The organism is Massilia sp. LXY-5, from assembly GCF_059801075.1.
Window position 1 is genome coordinate 671,652 of the sequence record NZ_JBNNEH010000003.1, and the last position, 25,578, is coordinate 697,229.

The 25,578-nt window shown below is 63.0% G+C and carries 27 protein-coding genes; 14 read left to right on the top strand and 13 right to left on the bottom strand.

Going from position 1 to position 25,578, the window contains the following annotated elements:
- The first annotated feature begins 1 nt into the window (after window position 1).
- Window positions 2-193, top strand: coding sequence for a YjfB family protein (locus tag ACI48I_RS11950; protein ID WP_498574293.1), 192 nt, complete (start codon window positions 2-4; stop codon window positions 191-193).
- A 111-nt stretch (window positions 194-304) separates the two neighbouring features.
- On the opposite strand, the gene ACI48I_RS11955 is transcribed toward ACI48I_RS11950, so the two are convergent.
- From ACI48I_RS11955 to fumC, 3 genes are all read right to left on the bottom strand, one after another.
- Window positions 305-589 carry a DUF883 domain-containing protein gene (locus ACI48I_RS11955; protein WP_193686676.1) on the bottom strand — a complete coding sequence of 95 codons (285 nt, stop codon included), beginning with the start codon at window positions 587-589 and terminating at the stop codon, window positions 305-307.
- Between the two features lie 140 nt (window positions 590-729).
- Window positions 730-942 carry an RNA-binding S4 domain-containing protein gene (locus ACI48I_RS11960; protein ID WP_193686675.1) on the bottom strand — a complete coding sequence of 71 codons (213 nt, stop codon included), beginning with the start codon at window positions 940-942 and terminating at the stop codon, window positions 730-732.
- A gap of 86 nt (window positions 943-1,028) precedes the next feature.
- A complete protein-coding gene (fumC, locus tag ACI48I_RS11965; RefSeq protein ID WP_193686674.1) occupies window positions 1,029-2,423 on the bottom strand; it encodes a class II fumarate hydratase in 1,395 nt (464 codons plus the stop codon).
- Window positions 2,424-2,508: 85 nt separating this feature from the next.
- On the opposite strand from fumC, the gene ACI48I_RS11970 reads away from it, so the two are divergent.
- Complete coding sequence (locus tag ACI48I_RS11970; RefSeq protein WP_498574294.1) at window positions 2,509-3,717, top strand: FimV/HubP-related protein; 1,209 nt, start codon at window positions 2,509-2,511, stop codon at window positions 3,715-3,717.
- Window positions 3,718-4,075: 358 nt separating this feature from the next.
- Here ACI48I_RS11970 and ACI48I_RS11975 read toward each other — a convergent pair whose 3' ends face one another.
- Window positions 4,076-4,357, bottom strand: a complete 282-nt coding sequence (locus tag ACI48I_RS11975; protein ID WP_193686672.1) for a flagellar protein FliT — start codon at window positions 4,355-4,357, stop codon at window positions 4,076-4,078.
- Window positions 4,358-4,629: 272 nt separating this feature from the next.
- Between ACI48I_RS11975 and ACI48I_RS11980 the strand changes: the two genes are divergently transcribed.
- From ACI48I_RS11980 to ACI48I_RS12005, 6 genes are all read left to right on the top strand, one after another.
- A complete protein-coding gene (locus tag ACI48I_RS11980; RefSeq protein WP_498574295.1) occupies window positions 4,630-7,257 on the top strand; it encodes a M1 family metallopeptidase in 2,628 nt (875 codons plus the stop codon).
- A 38-nt stretch (window positions 7,258-7,295) separates the two neighbouring features.
- Window positions 7,296-9,359 (top strand): M13 family metallopeptidase, encoded by a 2,064-nt coding sequence (locus ACI48I_RS11985; RefSeq protein WP_498574296.1) that lies wholly within the window; start codon window positions 7,296-7,298, stop codon window positions 9,357-9,359.
- Window positions 9,360-9,362: 3 nt separating this feature from the next.
- The gene (locus ACI48I_RS11990; RefSeq protein ID WP_498574297.1) at window positions 9,363-10,019 is read left to right on the top strand and encodes a class I SAM-dependent methyltransferase; all 657 of its coding nucleotides are present in this window, start codon (window positions 9,363-9,365) and stop codon (window positions 10,017-10,019) included.
- A 34-nt stretch (window positions 10,020-10,053) separates the two neighbouring features.
- Window positions 10,054-10,230, top strand: a complete 177-nt coding sequence (locus ACI48I_RS11995) for a CsbD family protein (protein ID WP_193686668.1) — start codon at window positions 10,054-10,056, stop codon at window positions 10,228-10,230.
- Between the two features lie 126 nt (window positions 10,231-10,356).
- Window positions 10,357-11,313 (top strand): IS1595 family transposase, encoded by a 957-nt coding sequence (locus ACI48I_RS12000; RefSeq protein WP_193686666.1) that lies wholly within the window; start codon window positions 10,357-10,359, stop codon window positions 11,311-11,313.
- Window positions 11,314-11,481: 168 nt separating this feature from the next.
- Window positions 11,482-11,661, top strand: coding sequence for a CsbD family protein (locus ACI48I_RS12005; protein WP_193686665.1), 180 nt, complete (start codon window positions 11,482-11,484; stop codon window positions 11,659-11,661).
- Window positions 11,662-11,754: 93 nt separating this feature from the next.
- Here the strand turns inward: ACI48I_RS12005 and ACI48I_RS12010 are convergent, their stop codons facing one another.
- From ACI48I_RS12010 to ACI48I_RS12020, 3 genes are all read right to left on the bottom strand, one after another.
- Entirely contained in the window at window positions 11,755-12,954 is a 1,200-nt protein-coding gene (locus ACI48I_RS12010; RefSeq protein ID WP_227496544.1) for a right-handed parallel beta-helix repeat-containing protein, read from the bottom strand.
- 338 nt (window positions 12,955-13,292) lie between these two features.
- A complete protein-coding gene (locus tag ACI48I_RS12015) occupies window positions 13,293-15,512 on the bottom strand; it encodes a S9 family peptidase (protein ID WP_498574298.1) in 2,220 nt (739 codons plus the stop codon).
- 106 nt (window positions 15,513-15,618) lie between these two features.
- Entirely contained in the window at window positions 15,619-17,019 is a 1,401-nt protein-coding gene (locus tag ACI48I_RS12020; RefSeq protein ID WP_498574299.1) for an MATE family efflux transporter, read from the bottom strand.
- A gap of 148 nt (window positions 17,020-17,167) precedes the next feature.
- Between ACI48I_RS12020 and ACI48I_RS12025 the strand changes: the two genes are divergently transcribed.
- Entirely contained in the window at window positions 17,168-17,521 is a 354-nt protein-coding gene (locus ACI48I_RS12025; RefSeq protein ID WP_193686662.1) for a hypothetical protein, read from the top strand.
- 77 nt (window positions 17,522-17,598) lie between these two features.
- Here the strand turns inward: ACI48I_RS12025 and ACI48I_RS12030 are convergent, their stop codons facing one another.
- The gene (locus tag ACI48I_RS12030; protein ID WP_227496543.1) at window positions 17,599-18,453 is read right to left on the bottom strand and encodes a c-type cytochrome; all 855 of its coding nucleotides are present in this window, start codon (window positions 18,451-18,453) and stop codon (window positions 17,599-17,601) included.
- A gap of 218 nt (window positions 18,454-18,671) precedes the next feature.
- On the opposite strand from ACI48I_RS12030, the gene ACI48I_RS12035 reads away from it, so the two are divergent.
- The 3 genes from ACI48I_RS12035 (at window position 18,672) to ACI48I_RS12045 (ending at window position 20,609) form a co-directional block, all read left to right on the top strand.
- Window positions 18,672-19,577 (top strand): DnaJ C-terminal domain-containing protein, encoded by a 906-nt coding sequence (locus ACI48I_RS12035; protein WP_193686660.1) that lies wholly within the window; start codon window positions 18,672-18,674, stop codon window positions 19,575-19,577.
- Between the two features lie 13 nt (window positions 19,578-19,590).
- Window positions 19,591-19,905: a MerR family transcriptional regulator gene (locus ACI48I_RS12040; RefSeq protein ID WP_193686659.1), complete on the top strand. Its 315-nt coding sequence runs from the start codon at window positions 19,591-19,593 to the stop codon at window positions 19,903-19,905.
- Between the two features lie 83 nt (window positions 19,906-19,988).
- Window positions 19,989-20,609, top strand: coding sequence for a type 1 glutamine amidotransferase domain-containing protein (locus ACI48I_RS12045; RefSeq protein ID WP_498574300.1), 621 nt, complete (start codon window positions 19,989-19,991; stop codon window positions 20,607-20,609).
- Between the two features lie 107 nt (window positions 20,610-20,716).
- Here ACI48I_RS12045 and ACI48I_RS12050 read toward each other — a convergent pair whose 3' ends face one another.
- On the bottom strand, window positions 20,717-21,064 hold the full coding sequence (locus ACI48I_RS12050) for an MmcQ/YjbR family DNA-binding protein (RefSeq protein ID WP_193686657.1): 348 nt from the start codon (window positions 21,062-21,064) through the stop codon (window positions 20,717-20,719).
- A 605-nt stretch (window positions 21,065-21,669) separates the two neighbouring features.
- Between ACI48I_RS12050 and ACI48I_RS12055 the strand changes: the two genes are divergently transcribed.
- Both ACI48I_RS12055 and ACI48I_RS12060 read left to right on the top strand, forming a co-directional pair.
- On the top strand, window positions 21,670-22,101 hold the full coding sequence (locus tag ACI48I_RS12055; protein ID WP_498574301.1) for a hypothetical protein: 432 nt from the start codon (window positions 21,670-21,672) through the stop codon (window positions 22,099-22,101).
- Window positions 22,102-22,304: 203 nt separating this feature from the next.
- Window positions 22,305-23,039 (top strand): abortive infection system antitoxin AbiGi family protein, encoded by a 735-nt coding sequence (locus ACI48I_RS12060; RefSeq protein ID WP_498574302.1) that lies wholly within the window; start codon window positions 22,305-22,307, stop codon window positions 23,037-23,039.
- A gap of 97 nt (window positions 23,040-23,136) precedes the next feature.
- Here ACI48I_RS12060 and arsH read toward each other — a convergent pair whose 3' ends face one another.
- Genes arsH through ACI48I_RS12080 form a run of 4 tightly spaced genes read right to left on the bottom strand, consistent with a single transcriptional unit; the run spans window position 23,137 to window position 25,481 of the window.
- On the bottom strand, window positions 23,137-23,856 hold the full coding sequence (gene arsH, locus ACI48I_RS12065) for an arsenical resistance protein ArsH (RefSeq protein ID WP_498574303.1): 720 nt from the start codon (window positions 23,854-23,856) through the stop codon (window positions 23,137-23,139).
- A complete protein-coding gene (locus ACI48I_RS12070; protein ID WP_498574304.1) occupies window positions 23,849-24,586 on the bottom strand; it encodes an aquaporin in 738 nt (245 codons plus the stop codon). The genes arsH and ACI48I_RS12070 overlap by 8 nt, the downstream gene beginning before the upstream one ends.
- Window positions 24,587-24,608: 22 nt before the next feature.
- Window positions 24,609-25,097: an arsenate reductase ArsC gene (locus ACI48I_RS12075; protein WP_498574305.1), complete on the bottom strand. Its 489-nt coding sequence runs from the start codon at window positions 25,095-25,097 to the stop codon at window positions 24,609-24,611.
- 39 nt (window positions 25,098-25,136) lie between these two features.
- On the bottom strand, window positions 25,137-25,481 hold the full coding sequence (locus ACI48I_RS12080; RefSeq protein WP_498574306.1) for an ArsR/SmtB family transcription factor: 345 nt from the start codon (window positions 25,479-25,481) through the stop codon (window positions 25,137-25,139).
- Window positions 25,482-25,578 lie beyond the last annotated feature (97 nt).

The following is a 25,578-nucleotide window of genomic DNA, read 5'->3' on the forward strand; positions in this document are numbered from 1 at the left end:
TATGGACGTCCTCGCCATCGCCAGGCTATCTACCACCATCGCCGAGACCGGCACCAAGGAGGACGTCGGCATGACCATGCTCAAGAAGCAGCAGGACATGCAGAAGTCGACCATGACCCAGATCCTCGACGGCATCCAGCCGCCGCAGAACCTGCCGGCTCACCTCGGCAACAAGATCAATACCACTGCCTGATGGGTTTGTAGGGTGGGCCGGGCCACGAACGGCTCTCGCGCCCACGCGGTGCAACCGTAGAGATCTCGCACCGCATGTCGGCAGCGGCGCCAGCCTGGCGCCGCCGTGCATTCAATGGAAAGCGCGCAGGATCCGCTCTTCGCCGCTCAGGCTGCCGCAGCGCTCGGTGGCCTGGCGCGTCGCTTCCATCATGCGATTGAGCTGCGCGTCTTCGAAGCGCTCGAGTTCTTCGTTGGCCGCGTTCAGGGCCATGGCCAGCTTGGCGCGCGCGTTCTGATAGAGGACGCTCGTGTATTGATCCGTGTTCTTCAGCAGTTCTTCCGCATTCTCGATGACGAGGCGCAGATCGCCGATCAGCCGTTCCTGCGTTTGCGGATTTTTTTCCGGGGTTTCCATGGCATTCACCTCAAGCCGATTGATCACGTTTCAGTGCGCCTTGCCCCGTAGGGAAGTCAGGCGCACTTAAAATATAAACAAGGACTACCGGTCGCGTTTGTCTGCGCGCAAACGTGTGCCGTAGAGGCCGGCAGTCCCGCCTACCGAACCGCGATCCGCACGTCGCCCACGGTCACGGTCTGGCCGGTGCGGATCTTTGCGGTCTTGCGCAGTTCTTTCTTGCCGTCGACCGACACCACGCCACTGGCCACGATGTTCTTGCCGGCGCCGCCGCTATCGCACAGGCCGACCAGTTTCAGCAGCTGGTTGAGTTCGACGAACTCGGATGTCAGTTCGAAAGTTGTGTTTTGCATAATATACTTGGGTTAAATTGTGGGGCGCACGCTTGGGCTTGCCTCGACAGGGTCGCAGCAAGCCCAGCTTCAGCCGCAGGGAGTGCTTATTCCGGATCAGGACGCGTCATGTCGATCGGAACGATCCACTGGTCGAACTGTTCCTCGCTGACATGACCCGATTGCCGGGCCGCCTCGCGCAGCGTGATGCCCTCGTGCTGCGCGTGCTTGGCGATCTGCGCGGCGGCATCATACCCGATGTGGGGCGCCAGCGCGGTCACCAGCATCAGCGAGCGTTCCATCAGTTCGCCGATCCGGGCGCGGTTCGGTTCGATGCCCTTGGCACAGTGCTCCTCGAACGAGCGCATGCCGTCCGCCAGCAGCCGCGCGCTCTGCAGGAAATTGTGGGCGATCATCGGCTTGAACACGTTCAGCTCGAAATTGCCCTGCGAGGCGCCGATCGTCAGCGCAACGTCGTTGCCGAACACCTGGCAGCACAACATCGTCAGCGCTTCGCACTGGGTCGGATTGACCTTGCCCGGCATGATCGAGCTGCCCGGCTCGTTTTCCGGAATCGTGATTTCCCCCAGGCCCGAGCGCGGACCGGAGGCCATCCAGCGCACGTCGTTGGCGATCTTCATGAGGGCGGTGGCCAGGGTTTTGAAGGCGCCGTGGCTTGACACCAGTGCGTCGTGCCCGGCCAGGGCCATGAACTTGTTGGGCGCCGTCTTGAATGCCAGGCCGGTGCGCGAACCGAGTTCGGCGGCGATGCGCGGGGCGAACTCGGGATGAGCGTTGAGGCCGGTGCCGACCGCCGTCCCCCCGGCCGCCAGCAACAGCAGGCCGGGCAGGGAAGCGCGGATGGCCTGCTCGGCGAACTCGAGCTGGGCGACATAGCCGGAAAATTCCTGGCCGAGGGTCAGGGGCGTGGCGTCCTGCAAGTGGGTGCGGCCGATCTTGACGATGTCGGCGAAGTCGCGCGACTTGACCGTCAGCGTGCCGCGCAGGCGCGCCAGCGCAGGCAGCACCTCTTTCGAGACCGCCAGCGCGGCCGCCACGTGCATCGCGGTCGGGAAGATGTCGTTCGAGGACTGGCCCATGTTGACGTGGTCGTTCGGGTGCAGCAGGCGCGCTTCGCCGCGTTCGCCGCCCATGATCTCGGAGGCGCGGTTGGCCAGCACCTCGTTCATGTTCATGTTGCTCTGGGTGCCGGAACCGGTCTGCCAGACGGCCAGCGGAAACTCGTCCGGATAGCGCCCCGCGAGCACTTCGTCGGCGGCGGCGATGATGGCGTCGGCCTTGTCGCGCGGCAGCTTGCCGAGCGAGCGGTTCACCGCTGCGGCGGCGCGCTTGACCTGGGCCAGCGCAGCCACCAGTTCCGGCGCCATGCGTTCGGTCGAAATGTGGAAGTGGTGCAGGGAACGCTGGGTCTGCGCGCCCCAGAGATGGCCGGCCGGAACCTCGATCGGGCCGAAACTGTCTTTTTCTATCCGGTTTTCCATAGGGTTTCCTGTTATTTGCGGGCTGGAGCTAAAGAGTGTATCCGAACACCCGTTAATTACGCTTAGGCTACAAATTCTTCCTGCCATGGCGCTGCGCACACACACCATCCTGTCGACATTCCTGCTTGCCGCCGCTGTGACGGCGGGCGCCGGCCATGCGGCCGAACTGGGCGAGGCCCAGGTGCGTTCGCATCTCGGGCAGGCGCTCGTCGCCGACGTCGAGCTGACCCTGCTCGACGACCCGGGCAGGCAGGTAGCGGTACGAGTGGCCAACCCGGACGTCTACCGGGGCGCGAACATCGCCATGCCGGCTGTGCTCTCCAGCCTCAACATGACTGTGATGCGCCGCGACGGCCGCCAGTTCCTGCATCTGACCTCGCTCAAGCCGGTAGAGAGCCGCCACCTGCACATCTACCTGGAACTGCTCGATGGCGGCCAGCGCAACGTGCGCCTGGTGACCCTGTGGCTGACGCCGGACCCGAGTCCGGCGCCGCCGCCCGTGCCTGAGGCACCGAAAGCGCAGGCCGAGCCGGCGCCACTTCCTGTTCCGGCACGCACGCCGGCTGCCGTTGCGCGTCCGGCCGCGGCCCTGCAGACGGGCGAGGAATACGTGGAAGCGGCGCCGGTCCGGCGCAAGGCAGCTGCGAAGCTGGTGGCAAAGGTGGCGCCCACCAAAAAACCGGTCGCTGCGCCGAAGCCGGTTCCTGAGGCGGCTGCGCAGGCGCCGAGCTGCGCGCCGCAGCCGTCGACCGAACACCTGGATGCCTGCGTGGCGCTTGGCGAAAAAAACGCCGCGCTGCGCCATGACCTGGCCAGGCTCGAGGACAAAGTCAAAACACTGCAGGGCGCGCCCGCCAAGGCGCACAGCGCCGGGACGCCTGCCGCGGTCCACCAGCCTGTTCCCGCCCCGGCGGCGAAGGAGGCCGAGAAGGACGCACCGAAGGGCGCGCCCCGCATCCAGCGCAAGCCGAAGAAGGTCGAACCGCCGGAGCCCGAGACCCCGTGGCTGCTGATCGGCGGCGCGGTCGCGGGCATTGCCGCGCTTGCCGGGCTGGTGCTGGCCCTGCTGGCGCGCCGCAAGCGTGCCGGCTTCGGCAAGATCCCGGCCGCGCACAAGCCGGCCAGGTTGCCGAAAGCGGGCAAGGAGAGCGCAGTTGCGGGCGAACCGAAGCCGCATTTCATGGCGGCCGTGAAGGCGCGCCTGATGCCGAATCGCGGGAAGGACGCGGCCCCCGATGCCGCCGCAGCGGGCGACGAACCCGTCCTGACCGAGGTAGTTTCCCGGCCAGAATAAGCCGCGCACAATTGGTCTACACAAGCGGCATATTTGCGCTATACTGGGCTCGTTGGTTATCAAAACCACAAAACGAAACGGAGTCCGCGCAGCCACCACCGATAGCGTGGCGCGAGACACGGAAGTACGCCGCAAGGCGCCTGTTTCGGAAGCGGTCAGCCTGCCAACAGCGGCAGCGGACGCCGGATGCAACCGGCAAAAGAGGCAGCACCGGGTTTCCTGGTGTTGCTCTCCGAATTCATACGGACCCCGTCCGTAGCAAAAGGCGCCTTCGGGCGCCTTTTTGTTTGTGCGTGTTGTTATGCCGGGCATGAAAAAAGCGCCCGCAGGCGCTTTTTTGAAGACGGGGGAGGGCGGCTCAGTGCGCGCGCATCGCGCGGTCCAGCTGGCCCATCCAGGGTTCGGTCACGTCGCGCACGGCGCGGTCGTTGGCCATGATCTGCTTCAGCAGGTCGATCTTGCGCAGGCGCTTGGCGCCATCCAGGGCCGGCACACCGCTTGCCGTCGCGCTCGCCTGTACGGCGCATTGCACCTGCAGGCTGTCGAAACCCGTCCAGTCACCCGATTGCGCCGCCGCGGCCATCTTGCCCGTCAGGCCAGCAATATTTTCGTACATAGCGAGGACTTCGTTGGAGGTCATGTGGACACCGCGACAATTTTTTTCGGCCGGATTACCGGTTGTCCTCCTTTTACGGCAGAGCAGGCCGGAACTTTAGGGCTGTTTGCAAAAAGAATTGAATTTTTTTTCACCGCTTCGACAAGGGCGCGCCGTATTGCCGGGTTTTTGCATTCCAGCGCCTGTTTTCGCCGTCTGTCGCATTCCGCAGTCTCCGTTTTTCCGCTTCCCTTAGAGTGCGTGCTGGGTTGCTGCGCCAGGCGCGCCACCAACATAATAAGAGAGCAAGAGAGGAAATGATGAGACATCACCGAGCATTTGGCGCCGTTGCGCTGGCGCTGGCCGTCACCGCGGCCCGCGCCGAAGCCCCGTTTGCGTTCGCGGACACCCCCGGCAAGCTGCCGAAGGACGTGATCCCGCTGCTGTACGACGCCCATCTGGTGCCCGACATCGCAGCCGACACCTTCAAGGGCGAGCAGCGCGTCGAAATCGAGGTCCTGCGACCGACGAAACGCATCGTCCTGAATGCCGCGAATTTGCAAATCGAGGGCGCCACGCTGACTGGCCGCGGCCTGCCCGAACGCATCCTTGCGCCCATCCTCGACGAGAAACAGGAAACCCTGGCCTTCGAACTCGACGCGCCGCTGGCACCGGGACGCTACCTGCTCGGCCTGCGCTTTTCCGGGCAGATCAATCGCGAAGGACGCGGCCTGTTCCAGGTCGGCTACAAGGCCGGCGGGCTCGATAAAAAACTGATCGCCACCACGATGGAACCGTCCGACGCCCGGCGCATGCTGCCGACCTGGGACGAACCTGCATTCCGCGCGCGCTTCAAGCTGACGGTCGACGTCCCGGCCAGCTTCAAGGCGTATTCGAATACCGCGGTCGAGAAGCAGGAAAAGTTGGGCAACGGCCTGCAGCGCATCGCGTTTGCGCCGACGCCGAAAATGCCGAGCTACCTGGTGGTGCTGGTGGCGGGCGAAATGGAACGCGTGGCGGCGCGCCAGGACGGCGTCGAGATCGGCGTGGTGACCACCGCCGGCAAGCTCGGCTCGACAGCTTTCCCCCTGCAGGCCACGCAGGATCTGCTGCGCTACTACAACAATTACTTCGGCGTGCCGTATCCGCTCGCCAAGCTCGACCAGATCGCGATTCCAGGCGGCTTCAATGGTGCAATGGAAAACTGGGGTGGCATCGTCTACAACGAAGCCACGCTCCTCTACGATCCGAAAAAGAGCACGGAAGACACGAAGAAGCTGACTTTCGGGGTGAACGCCCACGAAGTGGCGCACCAGTGGTTCGGCAACCTCGTCACCATGGCCTGGTGGGACAACCTGTGGCTGAACGAAGGCTTCGCCTCCTGGATGGCTGCCAAGGCCACCGAACACTTCCACCCGGAATGGCGTCCTTACCTCGACGGCATCGCCGAGCGCGAGGGCGTGCTCAACCTGGATGCGCGCAAGACCACGCACCCGATCCAGACCCGCATCGACAACGAAGAGCAGGCCGCGAGCGCCTTCGATTCCATTACCTATGTCAAAGGCCAGGGCTTCCTGCGCATGCTGGAAGCCTATGTCGGCGAAGACCAGTTCCGCAAGGGCATCCGTGCTTACATGGCCAGGCACGCCTATTCGAATACCACGAGCGCCGACCTGTGGGCGGCGATCGAAAAGGCCTCCGGCAAGCCGGTGAGCAAGCTCGCGGCCGACTGGACCGCTCAGCCGGGCTACCCCCTGGTCTCGGTGAGCCAGGCCTGCGTCGACGGCAAGCGCCAGGTGACCTTGTCGCAGGAACAGTTCCGCCTGGATGAGCCTGCGCCGGAAGGGCGGCTGTGGAGCGTGCCGCTGCAAGTCGGCACCGTCAACGGCAAGGCCTGGTACACGCTGCTGGCGAACCGCAGCACCACCTTCACGCAGGGCGGCTGCGAGGGTACGCTGGTGGTCGATCCCTACAGCGTCGGCTTCTTCCGCATCCAGTACGACCGCGCCAGCTTCGATGCATTGGCGAACAATGCCGCGCGCCTGCCCGATCCGACGCGTTTGAAGCTGCTGCTCGATGCCTGGAGTCTGGTGTCGGCCGGACGCATGCCGCTCGACAACTATACGCGCCTGGCGGCGCAATACCGCGACGAGCCGCGCCTGGCCGTCTGGGAATCGATCCTGTCGAACCTTGGCTCGCTGGACAGGCTCGCCCGCGGTGCGCCCGAGCAGGCGCTGATTCGCGGCTTCATTCGCAGCCTGGTGCAGCCGAAGTTCGACAAACTGGGCTGGGAACCAAAACCCGGCGAATCGAGTGAAGACCGGCAATTGCGCGTGCTGCTGGCAACGACCCTGGCGCGCGCCGGCGACGAGCGCGCGATCCGGGAGGCGCGCCAGCGCTTCGCCCGGTTCCAGGCGGACCCGGCCTCGATCAGCCCCGACATGCTCGATTTCGTCGTCGTCACCGTGGGCCGCTACGCCGATCCCGCCACCTATGCTGCGCTGGCCAGGCTCGCGGCCACCGCCGGTACCGACGAGGAACGCAACCGCTTCGGCCGTGCGCTGACCCTGGTGCAGGATCCGGCCCTGGCCGCGAACGCGCTGAACATGGCGGTGTCGCCGCAGGTGCCGGCCAACCTGTCCACCCTCATCGTGGCCGGCGTCGGACGCGAGCATCCGGACCAGGCCTGGGAGTTCGCCCTGGCCCACCGCGACGCCTTGCTCAAGAGTGCCGACGCCGTCGGCCGCAACCGCGCGCTCGCTTCGGTGGTCGCCGGATCGTCCGACCCGCGTCATGCGGATATGATGGAGCAGTATATCGGCCAGAACTTCGGCCCGGACGCGCTGGTCGAAGCCCGTCGGGTGGGCAATGGCATCCGCGTGCGCGCCGCGCAAAAGGCGCGCCTGCTGCCGCAAGTGGGGGTTGCGCTCCAGGCAGCCCAATAATGATTGTTGCAGATATCGTTGATAAGCAAAGGAAAAGCATGAAGACTCGTTGGACCCTCACCAAGACCGCCGTCGTCCTCGCCCTCTGTGGCGGCAGCTTCGCACACGGCCTTGCCGCCGCCCAGGAAGCGCAAGTCAAGGCGCCGATCGAAAAACCCGCGCCCGCCAAGAGCGCGAACATGACCGTGCTGCCCGGCGACGATTTCTTTACCTGGGCCAATGGCGACTGGCTGGCGAAGACCGAGATCCCGGCCGACCGCGGTTCCTGGAGCGCAATGGGCGCCCTGGCCGAGGATACGAATACCCGCATCGCGAAGTTGATCGAGGAATTGGGCGCCGACAAGAAGACGAGCGGCGAAGCGCGCAAGGTGGCCGACTTCTACGCCGCCTACATGGACGAGGCCGGCATCGAGAAGCGCGGCCTGGCGCCGATCAAGCCGATGCTGGGTGCGATCGCCGGCATCAAGGACAAGGCGGCCCTGGTGCGCGCCCTCGGCGGCTCGATCCGCGCCGACGTCGACCCGCTAAACGCCACCAATTTCTTCACCGAAAACCTGTTCGGCCTGTGGATCGCGCAGGGCCTGACCGATTCCTCGCGCAACCTGCCGTATGTGCTGCAGGGCGGCCTCGGCCTGCCGGACCGTGCCTACTACCTGGAAAACAATGCGCGCATGGCCGAGCTGCGTACCAAGTACCAGCAGCACATCGCCGCCATGCTGAAACTGGCCGGAATGGACAGGACCGACGAGCGCGCCGCGCGCGTGTTCGAACTCGAGCTGGCGCTGGCGCAGACCCATGCCACGCGCGAGGATTCGGCGAACATCCAGAAGTCGAACAATGTCTGGACCCTGAAGGACTTCGCGGCCAAGGCCCCGGGCATCGACTGGAGCGCCTTCTTCAAGGCGGCCGGCATGTCCGGCCAGGACCGCTTCCAGGTCTACCACCCGACTGCGATCACGGGCGCGGCCAAGCTGCTGGCCGATGCCGACGTCGCCACCTGGCGCGACTATCTCGCTTTCCACAAGCTGAACCAGTACGCCAGCCTGCTGCCGAAGGCCTTCGCCGACCAGCGTTTCGAATTCAACGGCAAGACCTTGTCCGGCACACCGCAGCAGTCGGCACGCTGGAAACGCGCACTGGGCGCCACCAATGCCGCGATGGACGAAGCCGTGGGCAAGGTGTATGTCGCCCGTTATTTCCCGGCCGAAAACAAGGCACGCGTGCAGCAAATGGTGGGGAACATCATCGACGCCTTCAGCCGCCGCATCGACAAGCTCGACTGGATGGCGCCGGCCACCCGCGCCCAGGCCCAGGCAAAAGTGAAGTCCCTGTATGTCGGCATCGGCTATCCGGAGAAGTGGAAATCGTATGACGGCCTGCGCATCGTCGCCGGCGACGCCTTCGGCAATGCGATCCGCGCCGAGGAATACCACTACCGGCAGGAACTGGCGAAACTCAAGCGCAAGCCGGACCGCACCGAATGGGCGATGCCGCCGCAACTGGTGAATGCCGTGAACTTGCCGCTGCAGAATGCACTGAACTTCCCGGCCGCCATCCTGCAGCCGCCGTTCTTCGACCCGAAGGCGTCCGACGCCGCCAACTACGGCGCGATCGGCTCGATCATCGGCCACGAGATCAGCCACAGCTTCGACGACCAGGGCGCCCAGTTCGACGCCCAGGGCCGCCTGCGCGACTGGTGGACGAAAGAGGACCTGGAGCATTTCAAGACTGCGTCGGCCAAGCTGGTCGCGCAATATAACGCCTATAAACCCTTCCCGGACCTGGCCGTCAACGGCCAGCTGACGCTGAGCGAAAACCTGGCCGACCTGGCCGGGCTGGAGGCGGCCTACGACGCCTTCAAGACCACGGCCTCGGGCAAGAGTTCTGAGGCGGACAAGGACTTCTTCCGCGGCTTTGCCCAGGGCTGGCGCAGCAAGGCGCGCGAAGCCTCGCTGCGCCGCGGCGTGCTGACCGACGGCCATGCACCGGCCCAGTACCGTACCTATATCGTGCGCAACCTGGACGCCTGGTACAAGGCCTTCGACGTCAAGCCGGGGCAGGAGCTCTACCTGGCGCCGCAGGAGCGTGTGAAGATCTGGTAAGCCATGACCGATAGCCTCGACGACATCTCCCGACGCACCCTCGCGCATTACGAACGCAATGCGCGCGGGTTCTTTGCCGGCACCATCGGCCACGACGTCAGCCAGAACATCGGCGCGCTGCTGGACGCGATCGAGGCGCCGGCGCCCTATACGCTGCTCGACCTGGGCTGCGGCCCGGGGCGCGATTTAAAAACCTTCAGGGAGCGCGGGCACCGCGCGATAGGGCTCGACGGCTCGGCCGAATTCGTCGCCATGGCGGCCGGGTACAGCGGGTGCGAGGTCTGGCGCCAGGATTTCCTGCACCTGGACTTGCCGCCTGCCTTCTTCGACGGCATCTTCGCCAACGCCTCGCTCTTCCACGTGCCGAGCGCGGCATTGCCCGAGGTGCTGGCGGCGCTGTACGTCGGCCTGAAACCGGGCGGCGTGCTGTTCAGCTCGAACCCGCGCGGGCACAACGAGGAGGGGTGGAACGGGGCGCGCTACGGCAGCTATTACGATTACCCGACCTGGGAAGGCTTCCTGGTGGCGGCGGGATTTACTCCACTGCATCATTACTACCGTCCGCCGGGCCTGCCGCGCGAACAGCAGTCCTGGCTGGCGAGTTTGTGGCGTAAGCCAAATGTTAACCAGCGAACAGAGATGCGTGACAATCAGGCATAAGGTGGGGCTTCGCTTTCAACCGAAGAGGATTACCATGAACCAGGACCAGATCAAAGGCAAGGCCAAGGACATCGGCGGCAAGATTCAGGAAAAGGTCGGTGAAGCTGTCGGCAGCCGCCAGCAGCAGTCCGAGGGATTGTCTAACCAGGCCGAAGGCAAGGTGCAGGAAAAAGTGGGCGACGTGAAGGATATCGTCAAGGGTAACCGCTGATTTCCCGGTCTTTGGAAAACAAGCCGCGATTCGTCGCGGCTTTTATTTTGGCGCTGTTCGCGTTAAGTGTGGAATTTTCTTGAACGGCTGAGGTCCAAATGAGACTTCACCTGAGAGGAGGTTCGGATGCAGGCACGCAAGTTCGAGCATTTCCTGAAGAACCTGGCCGCGCTGACCCGGCGCCAGCGCGAACGTTTGCTCGGCCTGCTGCTGCCAACGGTCAAGCGCGATCGGACGGTGGACGTCATCGAGCAGGCGAGCGCGCCCCGACTTGCCTGTCCCGGTTGCGGCGCGCAGCAGTTTCACAAGCACGGCCGCGCCAACGGCCTTCAACGCTTTCGTTGCCGCGCTTGCGGGAGGACCTGCAACGCGCTCACGGGCACGCCGCTGGCGCGCCTGCGCCACAAAGGGCGCTGGCTCGATTACCTGGGCGGCATGCTCGACTCGCACAGCATCCGGCGCAGCGCCGCCCAGCTCGGCGTTGCCAGCGCCACCAGCTTTCGCTGGCGCCACCGCTTTCTCGCGCTCACTCAAAACGACCGGCCCCAGCGCCTGGCCGGGATCGCCGAGGCCGACGAGATGTATGTGCTCGAATCACACAAAGGTTCCCGCTCGCTCGATCGACCTCCACGCAAGCGCGGCGGCAAAGCGACAAAACGCGGCATTTCGAACGAGCAGATGTGCATCCTGGTCGCACGCGACCGGACCGGCCAGACGCTCGACTGGGTCCCCGGCAAGGGGCCGGTGACGCGGGCGCAATTGCACGATCATTTGAAAGTGCGACTGGAGCCGGACGTGTTGCTGGTGACGGACGCCCATGCGGCCTACCGGCATTTCGCACGCGAAGCCGGTATCACCCACCAAACGGTGAACTTGCAGGCGGGAATCCGGGTGCGCGGCGCGATCCACGTCCAGAACGTGAACGCCTATCACAGCCGCCTGCGCGGCTGGCTGCAGCCATTTCGCGGGATTGCCAGCCGTTACCTCGGCAACTATCTCGGCTGGCGCTGGGCGCTCGACGGCGCTCGCGTCAAGACGCCGGAGGCTTTGCTGCGAGCGGCAATCGGCATATTCCACACTTAACGCGAACAGCGCCTTTATTTTTTGAAGGGCAGGGCGTGCGCCCTCAGCGGCACAAGATATTGCCGAGCTATGTGAAGGCACGCACGGAAGGCAGCCGTACGGGAGCGTAATCTGAACCCATCGCGCCGTCATCCGACCGCGCCTTAACTCACCAGCAAGGAGATCATCATGAACAAGGACCAAGTCGAAGGCAAACTGCAAGACATCGGTGGCAAGATTCAGGAAGAAGCCGGCAAGCTGGTCGGCAATCCCGAGCAGCAGGTCAAGGGCCTGAAGAACCAGGTCGAAGGCAAGACGCAAGAGAAGTATGGTGACGTCAAGGAAAACCTGAAAGACGCCACCAACTGATGCCGTGGCCGCCTTCGCGCGGCAGGCAGCGAACGAAAAAAGGCCCCGGCGTTTTCACGCCGGGGCCTTTTTTATAGCGATACCGAATGGTGCTTACTGAACTTCGTAGGCGCCGATGTCGTTCTTCGTACCGAGCATGGTACGGTTGATGCCCGACGCGCTGTGCTTGTAGCTGGCGGCGGCGTTGAGCGACGAGCCGTTTGTCGAGTTGCCAGGCGCCACACCGGCGTTGACGATCAGCGAGTTCGCCAGCGGACGCAGGTCGTAGGCGGCCTTGTTGACGAAGCCCACCGACAGTGCCTGGTAGTTCGCCGTCTTGATCGAGGATGCCTGCGTGCTCATCGGGCCATAGCCGCTGAACAGGTTATTGATCAGTTTAGCCGGGGTGGTCACGCCGCCGCCCACCATCACGAAATAGCCGCGCGAACTTTCGTCGTTGATGAAGGTATTGTTCACAACGTAGAGGTCGGTTGCATAACCGCTCACGCCTTCTTCGCCGTAAGCAACGATGTTCGGATTGTTGCCGCCGACTGGCTGCATGATCACGTTGCCGATGATGAAGGTCGTTCCGCCGTTTGGCACGTCGATCTCGTAGCTCGGCTTGCCGGCGGCAGTGCTGCCGGTTTCGCCGCTACGCAGGCTCGAGAAGCGGTTGTAGGCGATGGTGTTGTACAGCGCGCGCGTCTTCAGGTTGTGGCCGACGTTGGCGTCGTGCGAGTAGTTGTAGCGGAAGGTCAGCTTGCCGGCCTTGCCGATGTACACGTTGTGGCTGTAGCCGTCGCCGTAGCCGTTGTGGCCGAACTCGTTGTTCTCGAGGACGATGGTGCTGGCGGTGTTCACGCCGCTCAGGATGCCGTTCTCGTTGTCGTGCAGGAACGAGTTACGCATCGTGAAGTTGGTGCCTTCCAGGCGCAGCGCGGCGCCGTTCTTGTCCACCACTTTGGCGCCATACATTTCGACGTTGTCGATCGTGATGTTGTTGCCGCTGACGACCCAGATCGCCTTGCCGCCGGCGCTCTTGCCGCCAGCCGCGATCTTTGGACGGCCATTGACGCCGCGGATGGTCAGGTTGCTTGGCGCGATATAGCAGACGTCGCCAGTGTAGGTGCCGGCCTGGATTTCGATAACGTCGCCTGCGGCGGCGGCGGCAAAGGCCTTGCACGGCGTCGCGTAGGTCTTGCCATAGCCGACGCTGCGGGTAGCGGCCGAGGCCGGGGCCGCGATGGCGGCACCCAGGACGACGGCGGTGAGGGCGAGGGAGAGACGGGTGGAGCTGTTACGGTTGGCTTGCATTAGTGTGTCCTCAGGTGGAGCGGTGTCGCTTCAAAGCGTGTCGCTAGATCAGGAACACGGAGAATACCTTGAGGAATTAATTCCGGGGGGACATAAATTGTTACAAGATCCTGTACTGTCGAGTACAGAATTCACAATTCTCCTAGGAAAACAATGCATTTGAGGGCAAATGTATCGCCAAAAATATTTTTTTAAATGTCTCTTATCTGCAACAATTTAGTTGACTTTTTGTTGAGTTGTCAGAAATTGTGTGGATTCAGAAGCAACTGTTGAGCTAACAAGACGCAAAAAAGGCCGGGCACCACTGCGGTGTCCGGCCTGTTTCGGTTGATGTCGGCTTACTTCGCCGCGGTACCGCCCAGGTTTTTCTTGAAGAAGGATTCGATCAGGCCATACACGTGGCGCTGGCTGCTGCGGCCCGAGATCCCGTGCTTGGCGCCCGGATAGGTCATCAGCTCGAACTGCACGTTGCGCTTGACCAGTTCGTCGATCAGGCGCGTCGTATTGCTGAACAGGACGTTGTCGTCGGCCATGCCGTGCACCAGCAGCAGCGGCGACTTCAGGCCGTCCAGGTGCGCGAACACGCCGCTGCGGGCGTAGGCGTCCGGGTCCGACTTCGGCGTGCCGCCGACGAACTGCTCGGTGTAGTGGGTGTCGTACAGCGCCCAGTCGGTGACCGGCGCCACCGACACGCCCATTGCGATCTTGTCCGAGGCTGCCGCCAGCAGGCGCAGGGTCATGAAGCCGCCATAGCTCCAGCCGAACACGCCCACGCGCTTCGGATCGACGAAGCTTTGCTGGCCCAGCCAGTCGATGCCGGTGACCTGGTCTTCGACTTCGTTCTTGCCCAGGTTGTTATAGATGACGTCGGTGAACGCGCGTTCGCGGCGGCTCGAACCGCGGTTATCGAGGCGGAACACCACGAAGCCCTGCTGCGCCATGTACTGGTCAAAATAATTGCCCCAGGTACGGGTCACACGCTGCGAGTGCGGGCCGCCGTAGGTGAACAGGAAGACCGGATATTTCTTCGTCGCATCGAAACCGGCCGGCTTGATCATCGAGTAGTACAGGGTCTGGCCATCCTTGGCCTTGATGGTGCCGAATTCGGTCGGCAGCAGGTCGGGCATGTACTTTGCGAACGGGTGGCTGGCGTTCAGTTCATTGTGCTCGAGCCATTGCACCATCGCGCCGTCGGCCTTGCGGATCGACACTTGCGGCGGGGTCGTCGGGCTCGAATACGTGTCGACGAAAATCTTGCCGTTGTTGGCGAACTTCGCCTCGTGCCAGCCGTCGCCGGCGGTGATGCGTGCAGGCTTGCCGGCCGTGCTGCCGTTCAGCGCCAGTGCATAGGTTTGCTTGTCGATGACGGCATCCTTGTTCGACGACACATACACCTTGCCGGCGGCCTCGTCCACGGCCAGCACGTCGTCGATGCCCCATTCGCCGCTCGAGATCGGGTTCAGCAGCTTGCCGTTCAGGTCGTAGAGATACAGGTGGTTGCGGCCGCTGCGCTCGGACGCCCAGATGAAGGCCTGGCGGTTCTTCAGGAAGTGCAGGTCGTTGTGGATGCTGACCCAGGTTTTCGAGGTCTCGGTAAGCAGCGGACGCTGGGCCAGGGTGGCGGCGTTCACGGCGACCAGGTCGAGGCGCTTCTGGTCGCGCGTCTGGCGCTGGTAGACCAGGGTCTTGCTGTCCGCGCTCCAGTCGGCGCGCACCAGGTAAATATCTTTCTCTGCGCCGATGTCGACCTTGCGCGAGACGCCCGTTTCCGGAGACACGATGAACAGGTCCACCAGCACGTTCGGGTCGCCCGCGGCAGGGTAGTGCTGGTCGATCACTTCGGTGCGGTCGGCAAAGATCTCGAAGCGGCGCGCCACCGGCACCGGCGCTTCGTCGTAGCGTTTATAAGCAATGCTCGAATCGTCCGGCGCCCAGTAGTAACCGGTCGTCTGGTCCATTTCTTCCTGCGCCACGAACTCGGCTTCGCCGTTGTGCACGGTACCCTTGCCGTCCTGGGTCAGCTGGCGCTCGGCGCCGGTTTTCAGGTCGATCACGACCAGGTTCTGGTCGCGCACGAAGGAGACGTAACGGCCCTTCGGCGAAATCTTCGGATCGAGCACGTTACCCGATGCCACCTTGCGCGCCGCATCCGGCTTCGCCACGTCGACCAGGTAGAGATCGCCGGCGATCGGCACCAGCAGCTGCTTGCCGTCGGGCGACCAGCTGTAAGTCAGGATGCCGGACAGGCTGGCGGTCCGGGCCCGCTCGCGGCGCGCCTTTTCCTCGAGCGACAGGTTCTCGCTCGGCACCAGCTTTTTGGAGTCGACCAGGCGGTGCGTGGTCTTGTCCTTCATGTTGTATTCCCACAGGTCCTGCTGGAACTGGTTGTCCTCGCGGCCGCGCAGGAAGGTCACACGCTCGCCGTCAGGCGACACGCGCAGGTTTTTCACGCCGGGACCGGCAAGCGACGGGTCCGCGTGAATGCGGTCGAGCGTCAGGCGTTCCGCGGAAGCGGGCGCGGCCGCAAACGCGGCCAGGAGGCAGAGGAGAAGGCGCATTGTTTGTCTCGTTGAAAGTTAGCTTTATGCAACGGACGAGACGATACCAGAGTCCCAGGGTAAAAGCTGTACATACCACTGACTTCGCCCTGGGAAAACCACAGTATCAGCGGGATGCCGCCAATACTCTCTGGCGCGACAGGCGCTCCATCGACCAGCTCAGCAGGACGGCGGCAATCGTCAGTCCCAGCACGAGGCCGATCCAGAAGCCTGTCGTCTCCATCGGCGCGGCGGGCGACCAGGCGAACCAGCTTGGCGCGATCCCGAGGATATAGCCCAGCGGCAGGCTGAAGCCCCAGAAAGCGACCAGCTGGATGATCATCGGCGGACGCGTCACCTGGTAGCCGCGAATCGCCGAGGCGGTGGCGACCTGGGTCGCATCCGACAGCTGGAACAGGGCCGCGAACAGCAACAGGTGCACGCAGGCTTGCTGCACCGCCGGGTCCGAAGTGTAGGCGCGCGCGATTTCCCAGCGGAAGAGGGCGATGCAGGCCGCCGACAGCACGCCGAAGGCGACCGACATGCCGACCCCGACGCGCGCGACGAACTGCGCCCGTACCGGATTGCCTTCGCCCATCGCCTGGCCGACGCGGGTCAGCAAACCTATGCCGAAGCTCAATGGCACCATAAACACGAGCGAGGCGAAGTTCAGCGCGATCTGGTGTGCCGAGACCTGGATCACGCCGAAACGCGCGACGAGCAGGCTGATCAAACCGAAAGCGCTGACCTCGGCAAAATACGTGACGCCGATCGGGATGCCCAGGCGCAGCATCGTGCGGATCTCCTTCCAGTCCGGGCCTTCCCAGCCCGTGAACGGATAGGTCATGCGGTAGACGGGAGACACTTTCACCCACACCAGCATGGCGATCAGCATCAGCCACATGCCGACGGAGGTCGACACCGCACAGCCGACCGCGCCCAGCTGGGGAAAGCCCCCCTTGCCGAACACCAGCAGCCAGTTGCTGGCGACATTGAACAGCAGGCCCAGGATCGCGATCACCATGATCGGCTTCGTTTCGTTGATGCTGGTCGTGTAGCCGTACAGCGCGCGGTAGCAGGCAAAGGCCGGCATGCCGAGGCTGATGACATGCAGGAACATCGACGCCCGGTCGGCGACAAGCTGGTCCATGCCGATATGGTCGAACAGCAGCGTGCACAGGTTGGTCGCCAGGCAGGCGACCAGGCCGACGCCCGCGCCTTTCCACAGTGCCTGGCGCACCGAATGCGGAATCCTGTCGTAGCGCCCGCCGCCGATTTCGTGTGCCACGACGGTATTTATCGACATCATGATGCCCATCACCGTCACCAGCACGATCGACCACACCGAGGCACCCAGCGACACGGCCGCCAGCTCGGCCGCGCTGACGTGCCCGGTCATCGCCACGTCTGCCACGCCCATGCCGACGGTCGCCAGCTGGCCGACCAGCATCGGCCACGAGAGCCTCCAGAGGGTGGCGATTTCGGTGCGGACGGGCGAGGGCGCGGGCTGATGGGTGGCGACAGTCATGGGCAGGGTAAGGGGCGAAACCCATGATTTTACTGTTGAATTGCCAATGTTGTGGCTTGTTTGGCCTGAGTGTCAACGCGGCCGCGAACAATTGCGTTAAGGCAGGGAGCACTTGCTCGCCCCTTTAAAAACTATTCGGAGATAAATCATGAAATCGATGTTCAAGATTGCAAGCGCCACGCTGTTGCTCATCTCCGGCGCCGCTTTCGCCGCCGGCCAGACGGCCACGACTGCGACCCCTGCCACCCCTGCAACCGCCAAGACGACGACCGTCCAGAGCACCACGACGATGCCGGCGACCGCGACCGCGACCACGACGACGACCACGGAGAAAATGACGCGTGCGCAGTACAAGGCCGCGAAAAAGCAGATCGAGGCCGACGAGAAAACGGCGAAGGCAGCCTGCAAGAAAATGAAGGGCGCTGAAGAATCGGCTTGCAAGAAGGATGCTGAGGCGAAAGAAAAAACGGCAATGGCGGACTTGAAGGCCCACTATAAGTAAGCAAACGAGCTTGCCGCTGTCAACAGCCCTGCGATGCGCACATCGCAGGGCTTTTATTTTTTCCCCTGCCGGGTTTGTCAGTGCTGACCAGCCGGCCTTGGTGGAAGCGTGACCAGGTAGGCGTGCAGCGCGCGCGCGTCGACGTCGTTCATCTGGCTGAACGAGTCGAAGGGCATGACCGGGCTGATGGGGCTGCCATCCGGCCGCTTGCCGCTACGCAACATGGTGACGAAGCTGTCGGCCGAGGGATAACGCGCCATCGCACTGCCAGGACCGGGTGTCAGGTTGGCCGCGTGCGGCCATGAGGGTGGCGCGCCGGGAATGGCGCCGCCACTGAATTGCGCACCATGGCAGCCGACACAGGCTTGCGCCACATAAGCGCCGTACTCTGCCGTCATCGCGGCGCGCTGCGCGCGCGGCGGCGCAAGCGTGTGATCGATTTTCTCGGCCGCGTCCTTGATCGCCCCTACGGCGTAGAGCAACTTGACTGGAAGCGGGAGTTCGATACGCCTGCGCTCGCCCTGTTGTGGGGGCAGTTGCTGGAGGTAGGCAACCAGCGCCCCCGTGTCCTCATCGGTGAGGCGGGCATAATCCTCGCTGGGCATGATGAGGACCGGCTGGCCGTTCGGCTTGACCCCATGGCGGATCGTCCGCACCCAGTCCGTGACGGTGTAGCGGCTCGTCGCACTGTTGGCTCCCCGCGTGATGTTCGGGGCAACCACCAGCATGCCGTCGCTGTCCACCACGGTCTTGCCGGCTCCGTTCGTGCCGTGGCACTCGGTGCAGCCGCGGGTGTTGAACAGGTAGCGGCCACGCGCGATCCGGGCCGGGTCGTTGGGCAGCGCGATTGGCGCGACCTGGACCTGAATTGTCCGCTGCAATTTGCGGGCGCTGAGCAGGTGCGCCGCCGCGCCGATGAGCAGGGCAAGCAATACAAGGCCCCCCAGGATAGAGACCGTCCATCTCATCCGCTTTCCCATCGACGCCTCCGCAGTGACGATTGGTTATCCTGTTCAATTTATCATCATTCACTGCGATGTAAAGAGGGTAGGCGCGGAACTTTTAATTATGTTGTGGATCCCCATCTGGGAGAGATAGCAGCCATTGCGCGCATGGCATGGCTGCCATCTCAACCTTCCGGGAGTGCACTGTGGAATACAAGGACTACTACCAGACCCTTGGCCTCGACAGGGGCGCGAGCGCGGGCGACATCAAGAAGGCGTACCGTAAAATGGTGCGCAAATACCACCCCGATGTCAGCAAGCACGCGGACGCGGACGCGAAAACCAAAGAAATCAACGAGGCCTATGATGTGCTGGGCGACGCCGAAAAACGCGCCGCCTACGACGCGCTCGGGCGCGGCCATCATGCCGGCGAGCAGTTCCAGCCGCCGCCGGACTGGAGCGAGCATTTCGATTTCGGCGGCGCCGGCGCCGACGATTTCTTCGCCGACCTGTTCGCCCAGGCCGGACGCGGGCGCCGCGGCGGCGGTTTCCAGATGCGCGGCGACGACATCCATGCCACCATCACGATCGACCTGGTCGACGCCTACCGCGGCGCGACGCGTACCGTCAGCCTGCGCGTGCCGAAGGCCGAGGGGCCGGGCCGCGCCACGATGCAGGAAAAGACGCTCAGCGTGAACATCCCGCGCGGCGTGACGCCCGGCCAGCAACTGCGCCTGGCAGGGCAGGGCCACGAGGGCCATGGCGGCGCCGGGCCGGGCGACCTGTATCTCGAAATTCAGTTCGCGCCCGATCCGCGCTACCGCGTCGAGGGTGCGCACGTGTACGAGAACGTGCCGGTCACGCCCTGGGAAGCGGCGCTGGGCGGCAGCGTGGCGGTGCCGACGCCTTCGGGTACGGTCGAGGTGACGATCCCGGCCGGCTCGCAAAGCGGGCGCAAGCTGCGCCTGAAAGGCAAGGGCATCCCGGCAAGTACGCCGGGTGACCTGTATCTGATCCTGGACGTCGTGCTTCCTCCAGCCAACAACGACAAGGCACGCGCCCTGTACCAGGCGATGGCGCGCGACCTGGCTTTCAATCCACGGACTGCTTGAGAAGGAGAGGGCGATGTTTGGAAATCAGACCGTGACCGGGGTCCTCATCGACGAGGTCGCCCTGGACCTGGACGAGCTGGCGCGTGCCGTCCAGGTCGAACCCGAGTGGGTGGTGCGCCATGTGCAGGCGGGCGTGCTCGGCGGGGAGATGCTGCAGGTGACCGAGCTGCGCTTTCGCAGCAGCGACCTGGCGCGGGCGCGGCGCCTGCTCGAACTGGAGCGGCATTTCGATGCCGACGAGGAGCTGGCGGCGCTCGTGATCGACCTGGCCGATGAGGTGCGCCGCTTGCGTGCCCGCCTGCGCGCGCTCGGCCTCAAGGAGTCCTGAAGCGCGCGCCGTGGTCGCTGGGGTCCTCCTAGAATCGATGTCAAAGGAATCACCAACAATCACATCGATATCGAGGAGGTTATATGGATCAGGTACAAGTGCAGCAGACCGAGCCGGAGAACGCGGCGCGCGGGCCGCTCGACGGCAAGCGGGTGGCGGTCCTGATGACGGATGGCGTGGAACAGGTCGAGTACACGGGGCCGCGCGGTTTCCTCGAGCAGCAGGGGGCGCAGGTAATCCTGATTTCGCCGAAGGGCGTCGGGCAGGGCGTGCAGGGAATGAACCATGACGAGAAAGGGGACACCTTCCCTGTCGAGATGAACGTCAGCGATGCGAAGCCGGCAGATTTCGACGCCCTGGTGCTGCCGGGCGGTGAAAAGAATCCGCTGGAATTGCGCAAGAGCCCCGAGTCGATCGCCTTCATCCGCGATTTCTACGAGACCGACAAGCCGATCGCAGCAATCTGCCATGCGCCGTGGGTCCTGATCGACGCCGGGATCGCGGAATCGAAGAATCTCACCAGCTGGCCGGACATCCAGGACGACATGAAAAAGGCCGGCGCCGAGTGGATCGACCAGGAAGTGGTCATCGACGAGAAGCTGATCACGAGCCGCAAGCCGGACGATATTCCGGCGTTTAACGATGCCTTGTTGAAGGCGATGCTGATTTCGCCGGATATGGCAGATATGGGGGCGTCGTCGTAAGCAGCGCCGTATTCCCGTAGGGTGGGCACGCCGTGCCCACGCGGATTCAAGCCGCAGCTAACGGCATGGGCGACGGCGCTGACTCCTCACGCACGCCGCCGCCTGTGCTACGCCCCGCTAATCTCCCGCTGCAACTTCTTCGTCAACTTCCCGAACACCAGCTCATACGACCTGCGCAGCAACTGCGCCGCCTCCTCGTCGCCCAGCGCGTCCGCGTCCTCCACATGCACCCACTTTGCCCGCGCCAGGTAGGGCGCCGGAATAATGCCTTTTCTATCCGTCAGCTCGAGGAAACGCTCGTCCTCGACCTTGAAGCTGATGCCGGTCGCCTCGCCGAGGTTGGTGACCGCGAACATCTTGGCGCCGACGGAGAAGACCAGGTCGTTGTCCCATTTGGTGTCTTCGGTGACGCCGGGGAAGGTGCGGCAGAGGGATTTTGCGGATTCGAAGTTCATCGTGAATGTTCTCGCGGGTGGACGTTAGCTAATGGGATTCTATTACGTTTGCATCGGAAAAATGCCTTTCAGAAAGAGGAAAAGAATCTATCGGCCCAGGCTTGAGTGCCGTCGCCGTGAACGTGCCTGTGGATTCGCCTTCCGTGCGTGATCGTCTTGCCTGCACTTTTGTCCGGGTGTCGGATGGGAAGCATTCGGAAACTCCCGGCACCGGTTAGGGATCAAAACAGTTGGAGTTTGTTTCCCCGCGGGCCCGCAGATGGAATCTTCTGCGGATTCGATTGCCGACGGCGAACACCACGCACAAAAAAACACACCCCTGAGGGCGAGCCCTCAGGGATGTGTTTTTTTGTGCGTTGGTGGAGGCGGCGTCTACCGAACGAAGGCGCCGCTATAGAATGAAATTTCACCTGAAATTCATGCCTATGGTGATCCAATACCCCCATTAATACCCCTTGGATGATCTCGACGACACTGCGTGTTCTCAACGGCTAGTTTTCGTCTGACAGGCCGAAGAAGACAGCGGACCGTGTTACGTGTATTGTTTAGATTGCACGTAGAAAACAGTATCCAGCAGCACCTATTTATACGAAGGGTGACGACAAATGCATTTTTTGCCTCTTCCACGCGCGATCGCGGATCTGTTCTGGACCTTCTTTCCGGTGTTAATTGTTGTGTTCGTCTTGGCGCTCGTGGGACGCTTGGACACCCTTTTCCACCGCACCGATCTCATTTTAAGCGCTTCAGTGATTTTCGCTGAGGGTTGGTCGCGCACCCGGGGCTTCGCCTTTTTGATCCGACGCTCTTCGCTTCCCTTTTTCGGATTTATCGGTGCCTTGGTCACGGTGGTGCTTGCGTCCATCATGTTACTGGTCGAAGTGGGCAACATAAACCAGTTAGCCCTTGTCGTCGAAACTGATCGTTTTGCTGCTGTTCATTACTCTTTGCTCGCCCTTGCTGTGGTTTACGGGCTCGCCGTGCGTGTCCGGGCTTATGCAGCGGAGCGCGAAGCTAGAGCTTCAAAGACGGTTCTTTGACGTCAAAAGCATCTGGCGCAAAGGGTCTTTCAAGCGTAAAGCCAAGCCGCTCTTCATCGGCGTTGCACTGATCGATTAGAAACAAAGAGCCAAAGGCGTTTCGGCAGATCTTGTCAGCCATGCTACGATGAAGGCGCTGTTGATCAGCTCGGTCCTTATTGACTTCTATGTGTCGACTCACCAGATTCCGGGAAGGAAACAGTATGAGCACATGTATCTCGGACGAACTTTTTCACTTCGTTGGACACGCTCATCCCGATGACCATGATTCCAACTTCGACATCTTGTGCCGTGTGCTCGATGGAGGTACCGTTTCCCATCCCCCGCATGATGGTACCTGGGGCCAAACGTCCTATAAGGTTGATTTGTCCGAGATGATGCGCTCTGAAGGTCTGATCGTACCAACCGTGACTTGTTATTGCGACATTCCGAAAGCAGCTCTTCACATCCACACACGAAAATACGGCGAGTTTGGCTTCTCGTTGTCCCGTCACCACCTCATCCAGCACGGTGCTCGTCCGGTCACCTATATACCCATGCGTACCGACGACTGGCGAAATGGACCACACGCCGGGACAAGCGTCCTTACTGCCTTAGAGGCCACCTATCGTGGGCTTGTCAACCACCTCGTTCCCGACGCGGGAGACCGAAGCGGCGGCTTAAAGCCGAGCAAGGTTCCTGAATCCTCCGATGAAGCTATTCGTCATTTGCAAAGAACGCTTGAGCAGGTTGTGTTGGCTTTTATTAAGCCCTATAACTCCATGCTCAATGATGACCATGAGGACTATTTCTACGCCGAGCGGGAATGGAGGAAATTCGGGAACATGAAGTTCGAGCCGGAAGACGTGGTTGGGGTGGTCGTCCATGATGAGTTTCTCGAACGGGCACGCGAGGCATTGCCAGCCTTTGCAGGAAAGATTTGGTCGAGAGCAGACTAGGACGGGCCCTAACTTAATTCACAGACAGGTCAGCCTGCACCGCACACAGCGGGGATGTGCATAGCTGCTCCGAGTCGAAAACGGTACTAGAAGTGGTTTATAACTTTTCGATTTGTTGATTGATTGCCTTGATAGATCGCTCATTCCGTTCACTGTAGCGGTCGGTCAGGTAATCGATGCGTCCGCGCATGAGCAAAGTGAATTTGAACAATTCTTCCATCACGTCAACCACACGGTCGTAGTAGGTCGAGGGCCGCATGCGGCCGGCCTCGTCGAACTCCTTGTAGGCCATCGGCACCGAGGACTGGTTGGGGATCGTGAACATGCGCATCCACCGGCCCAGCAGGCGCAGGGTGTTGACGACGTTGAAGGACTGTGAGCCACCGCAGACCTGCATCACCGCAAGCGTGCGGCCCTGGCTCGGCCGAATAGCGCCCATTTCCAGCGGAATCCAGTCGATCTGGTTCTTCATCACCGCAGTCACCGCGCCATGGCGCTCTGGACTACACCACACCTGGCCTTCCGACCACAGGCACAGCTCGCGCAGCTCGACCACCTTCGGGTGTGTCTCGGCAATGCTGCCGGCCATTGGCAGTTCCATCGGGTCGAAGATCTTCACCTCGGCGCCGAAGTGTTCGAGGATACGTGCCGCTTCCTCGGTCAGGAAGCGGCTGAAGGAACGTTCGCGCAGCGAGCCGTAGAGCATCAGGATACGCGGCGGATGGCTCATGTCGCCGGCCGGTGCAAGCTTCTCGACCGTCGGCAGGTCCAGCAGCTCCGTCTTGATGTTGGGGAGGTCGGGCAGCCGCTCAGCCATGTTTGGCCTCCCGCGGCTGCTCCGCGCCGGCGAAGTCGCTGTGCGCCACCGTGCCGGCCACCGAGGCCTCGCGGTGCGCCGCCGGGTACAGCCAGCAGAACAGCGGCGTCGCGGTAGCTGCACCCAGCAGCTGCGCTACGATGAACCCGAACGCATCGGCGGGCCGAATGCCGGCGAAGGTATCGGTAGCGCTGCGCGCCAAGGTCACCGCTGGGTTGGCGAAAGAGGTCGACGAGGTGAACCAGTAGGCGGCCGTGATGTAGGCCGCGACCGCGAACGGCGTCACGCTGGGCCGGCTGCGCGAGCAGCCGATGATGACGGCGATCAGGCCGAAGGTGGCGACGAACTCGCTCCACCATTGCGCGACGCCGGTGCGCACATGTTCCGACGCGACGAACACGGGGACGTCGAACATTAGGTGCGCGGCAGCCACCCCGGCGAAGGCGCCGACGACCTGGACGGCGATGTAGGGGATGACTTCAGAGGTTGGCAGGTTCTTCTGCCACGCTTCCGACAGCGTGACGACCGGGTTGAAGTGCGCACCCGAGATCGTCCCGAACATCAGGATCAGGGCCACCAGGCCAGCGCCGGTGGCAATTGCGTTGGCCAGCAGGGCAATGGCCACGTTGCCGTCGGCCAGCCGCTCCGCCATGATGCCCGAGCCCACCACCACGGCCAGCAGGAGCGCGGTGCCGAGACCCTCGGCGACGATTCGTCTGACAAATGTCATCGTTTGCATCCTCCGGTCGTCTTCAAGCCGCTGCCGGCTGCCGGGTCCCGATGCGGTCCAGCTCCGCCTTCAGACGCGCTTTGTCGTTCACCAGTTTATCAAGTGGCAGGGCCAGGAAGGCCTCGATCCGCGCGCGCAGGATCGCGTAGGCGGTCTCGAAAGCAGCATCGATCTCTTCCTCGGTGCCGACCACATGGCTCGGGTCGTCCACGCCCCAATGCGTGCGCAGGACCGGGCCGAGATAGGCCGGGCAGGTTTCGCCGGCGGCGCTGGCGCAGACGGTGACCACGATGTCCGGCGTCACCGGAAGGTCGTCCCAAGACTTGCTGTAGTAGCCCGCGGTCGGGATGCCTTTGCTGGTCAGCAGGGTCAGAGCGCGTTCGTTCAGCTTGCCGGTGGGCTGGCTGCCGGCGCTGATGGCGTGCCAGCCGGCCGGCGCTAAGTGATTGAAGACAGCCTCGCTGATGAGCGAGCGGCACGAGTTGCCGGTGCAGAGGAAGAGTATGTTCACGTCAGGTTCCGGTTGAGGTTCTAATCGATCGGCGGCAGCTCAGACCGCGCAGCTGCTTGTGCCGGGTTCGCAGGCTTCGCTGCCGAGCGGAGAGCAAGGATTGCCGCCGCAGCAGTTCTCGGTGAGGAAGCCGAGCAAGGCGTTCATCGTGTCGAACTTCGCGGCGTAGATGATGAACCGGCCTTCCTGGCGCGGCACGATGAGGTTCGCGTTGGTCAGTTCCTTCAGGTGGAAGGACAGCGACGACGAAGGCAAGCCGAGTGCTTCCGCGATTTTGCTGGCGGCGAGTCCCGCGGGGCCGGCCTGCACCAGGAGCCGGAAGGTCGCCAGCCGGGATTCCTGAGCAAGGGCGCCCAAGGCTGCTACTGCATCTTTATTTTCCATGAGCACTCCATCGAGTTATTCCATATTTCCAGTATAGTCGAAATGTCGTGTCATCCACAAGCACGGTCTTGATCATCTGCGGGGTCCGGTTCTGACA

Bases quoted from the DNA above. Each gene is read 5' to 3' on its own strand.
- ACI48I_RS11980 (WP_498574295.1), top strand. From the start codon at position 4,630: ATGATGAGACATCACCGAGCATTTGGCGCCGTTGCGCTGGCGCTGGCC.
- arsH (WP_498574303.1), bottom strand. From the start codon at position 23,856: ATGGCTGAGCGGCTGCCCGACCTCCCCAACATCAAGACGGAGCTGCTG.
- ACI48I_RS12080 (WP_498574306.1), bottom strand. From the start codon at position 25,481: ATGGAAAATAAAGATGCAGTAGCAGCCTTGGGCGCCCTTGCTCAGGAA.
- ACI48I_RS11975 (WP_193686672.1), bottom strand. From the start codon at position 4,357: ATGACCTCCAACGAAGTCCTCGCTATGTACGAAAATATTGCTGGCCTG.
- ACI48I_RS12000 (WP_193686666.1), top strand. From the start codon at position 10,357: ATGCAGGCACGCAAGTTCGAGCATTTCCTGAAGAACCTGGCCGCGCTG.
- ACI48I_RS11960 (WP_193686675.1), bottom strand. From the start codon at position 942: ATGCAAAACACAACTTTCGAACTGACATCCGAGTTCGTCGAACTCAAC.
- ACI48I_RS12020 (WP_498574299.1), bottom strand. From the start codon at position 17,019: ATGACTGTCGCCACCCATCAGCCCGCGCCCTCGCCCGTCCGCACCGAA.
- ACI48I_RS11950 (WP_498574293.1), top strand. From the start codon at position 2: ATGGACGTCCTCGCCATCGCCAGGCTATCTACCACCATCGCCGAGACC.
- ACI48I_RS12010 (WP_227496544.1), bottom strand. From the start codon at position 12,954: ATGCAAGCCAACCGTAACAGCTCCACCCGTCTCTCCCTCGCCCTCACC.
- ACI48I_RS12070 (WP_498574304.1), bottom strand. From the start codon at position 24,586: ATGACATTTGTCAGACGAATCGTCGCCGAGGGTCTCGGCACCGCGCTC.
- ACI48I_RS12055 (WP_498574301.1), top strand. From the start codon at position 21,670: ATGCATTTTTTGCCTCTTCCACGCGCGATCGCGGATCTGTTCTGGACC.
- ACI48I_RS12025 (WP_193686662.1), top strand. From the start codon at position 17,168: ATGAAATCGATGTTCAAGATTGCAAGCGCCACGCTGTTGCTCATCTCC.
- ACI48I_RS11990 (WP_498574297.1), top strand. From the start codon at position 9,363: ATGACCGATAGCCTCGACGACATCTCCCGACGCACCCTCGCGCATTAC.
- ACI48I_RS12060 (WP_498574302.1), top strand. From the start codon at position 22,305: ATGAGCACATGTATCTCGGACGAACTTTTTCACTTCGTTGGACACGCT.
- fumC (WP_193686674.1), bottom strand. From the start codon at position 2,423: ATGGAAAACCGGATAGAAAAAGACAGTTTCGGCCCGATCGAGGTTCCG.
- ACI48I_RS11970 (WP_498574294.1), top strand. From the start codon at position 2,509: ATGGCGCTGCGCACACACACCATCCTGTCGACATTCCTGCTTGCCGCC.
- ACI48I_RS12015 (WP_498574298.1), bottom strand. From the start codon at position 15,512: ATGCGCCTTCTCCTCTGCCTCCTGGCCGCGTTTGCGGCCGCGCCCGCT.
- ACI48I_RS11985 (WP_498574296.1), top strand. From the start codon at position 7,296: ATGAAGACTCGTTGGACCCTCACCAAGACCGCCGTCGTCCTCGCCCTC.
- ACI48I_RS12005 (WP_193686665.1), top strand. From the start codon at position 11,482: ATGAACAAGGACCAAGTCGAAGGCAAACTGCAAGACATCGGTGGCAAG.
- ACI48I_RS12045 (WP_498574300.1), top strand. From the start codon at position 19,989: ATGGATCAGGTACAAGTGCAGCAGACCGAGCCGGAGAACGCGGCGCGC.
- ACI48I_RS12050 (WP_193686657.1), bottom strand. From the start codon at position 21,064: ATGAACTTCGAATCCGCAAAATCCCTCTGCCGCACCTTCCCCGGCGTC.
- ACI48I_RS11955 (WP_193686676.1), bottom strand. From the start codon at position 589: ATGGAAACCCCGGAAAAAAATCCGCAAACGCAGGAACGGCTGATCGGC.
- ACI48I_RS11995 (WP_193686668.1), top strand. From the start codon at position 10,054: ATGAACCAGGACCAGATCAAAGGCAAGGCCAAGGACATCGGCGGCAAG.
- ACI48I_RS12040 (WP_193686659.1), top strand. From the start codon at position 19,591: ATGTTTGGAAATCAGACCGTGACCGGGGTCCTCATCGACGAGGTCGCC.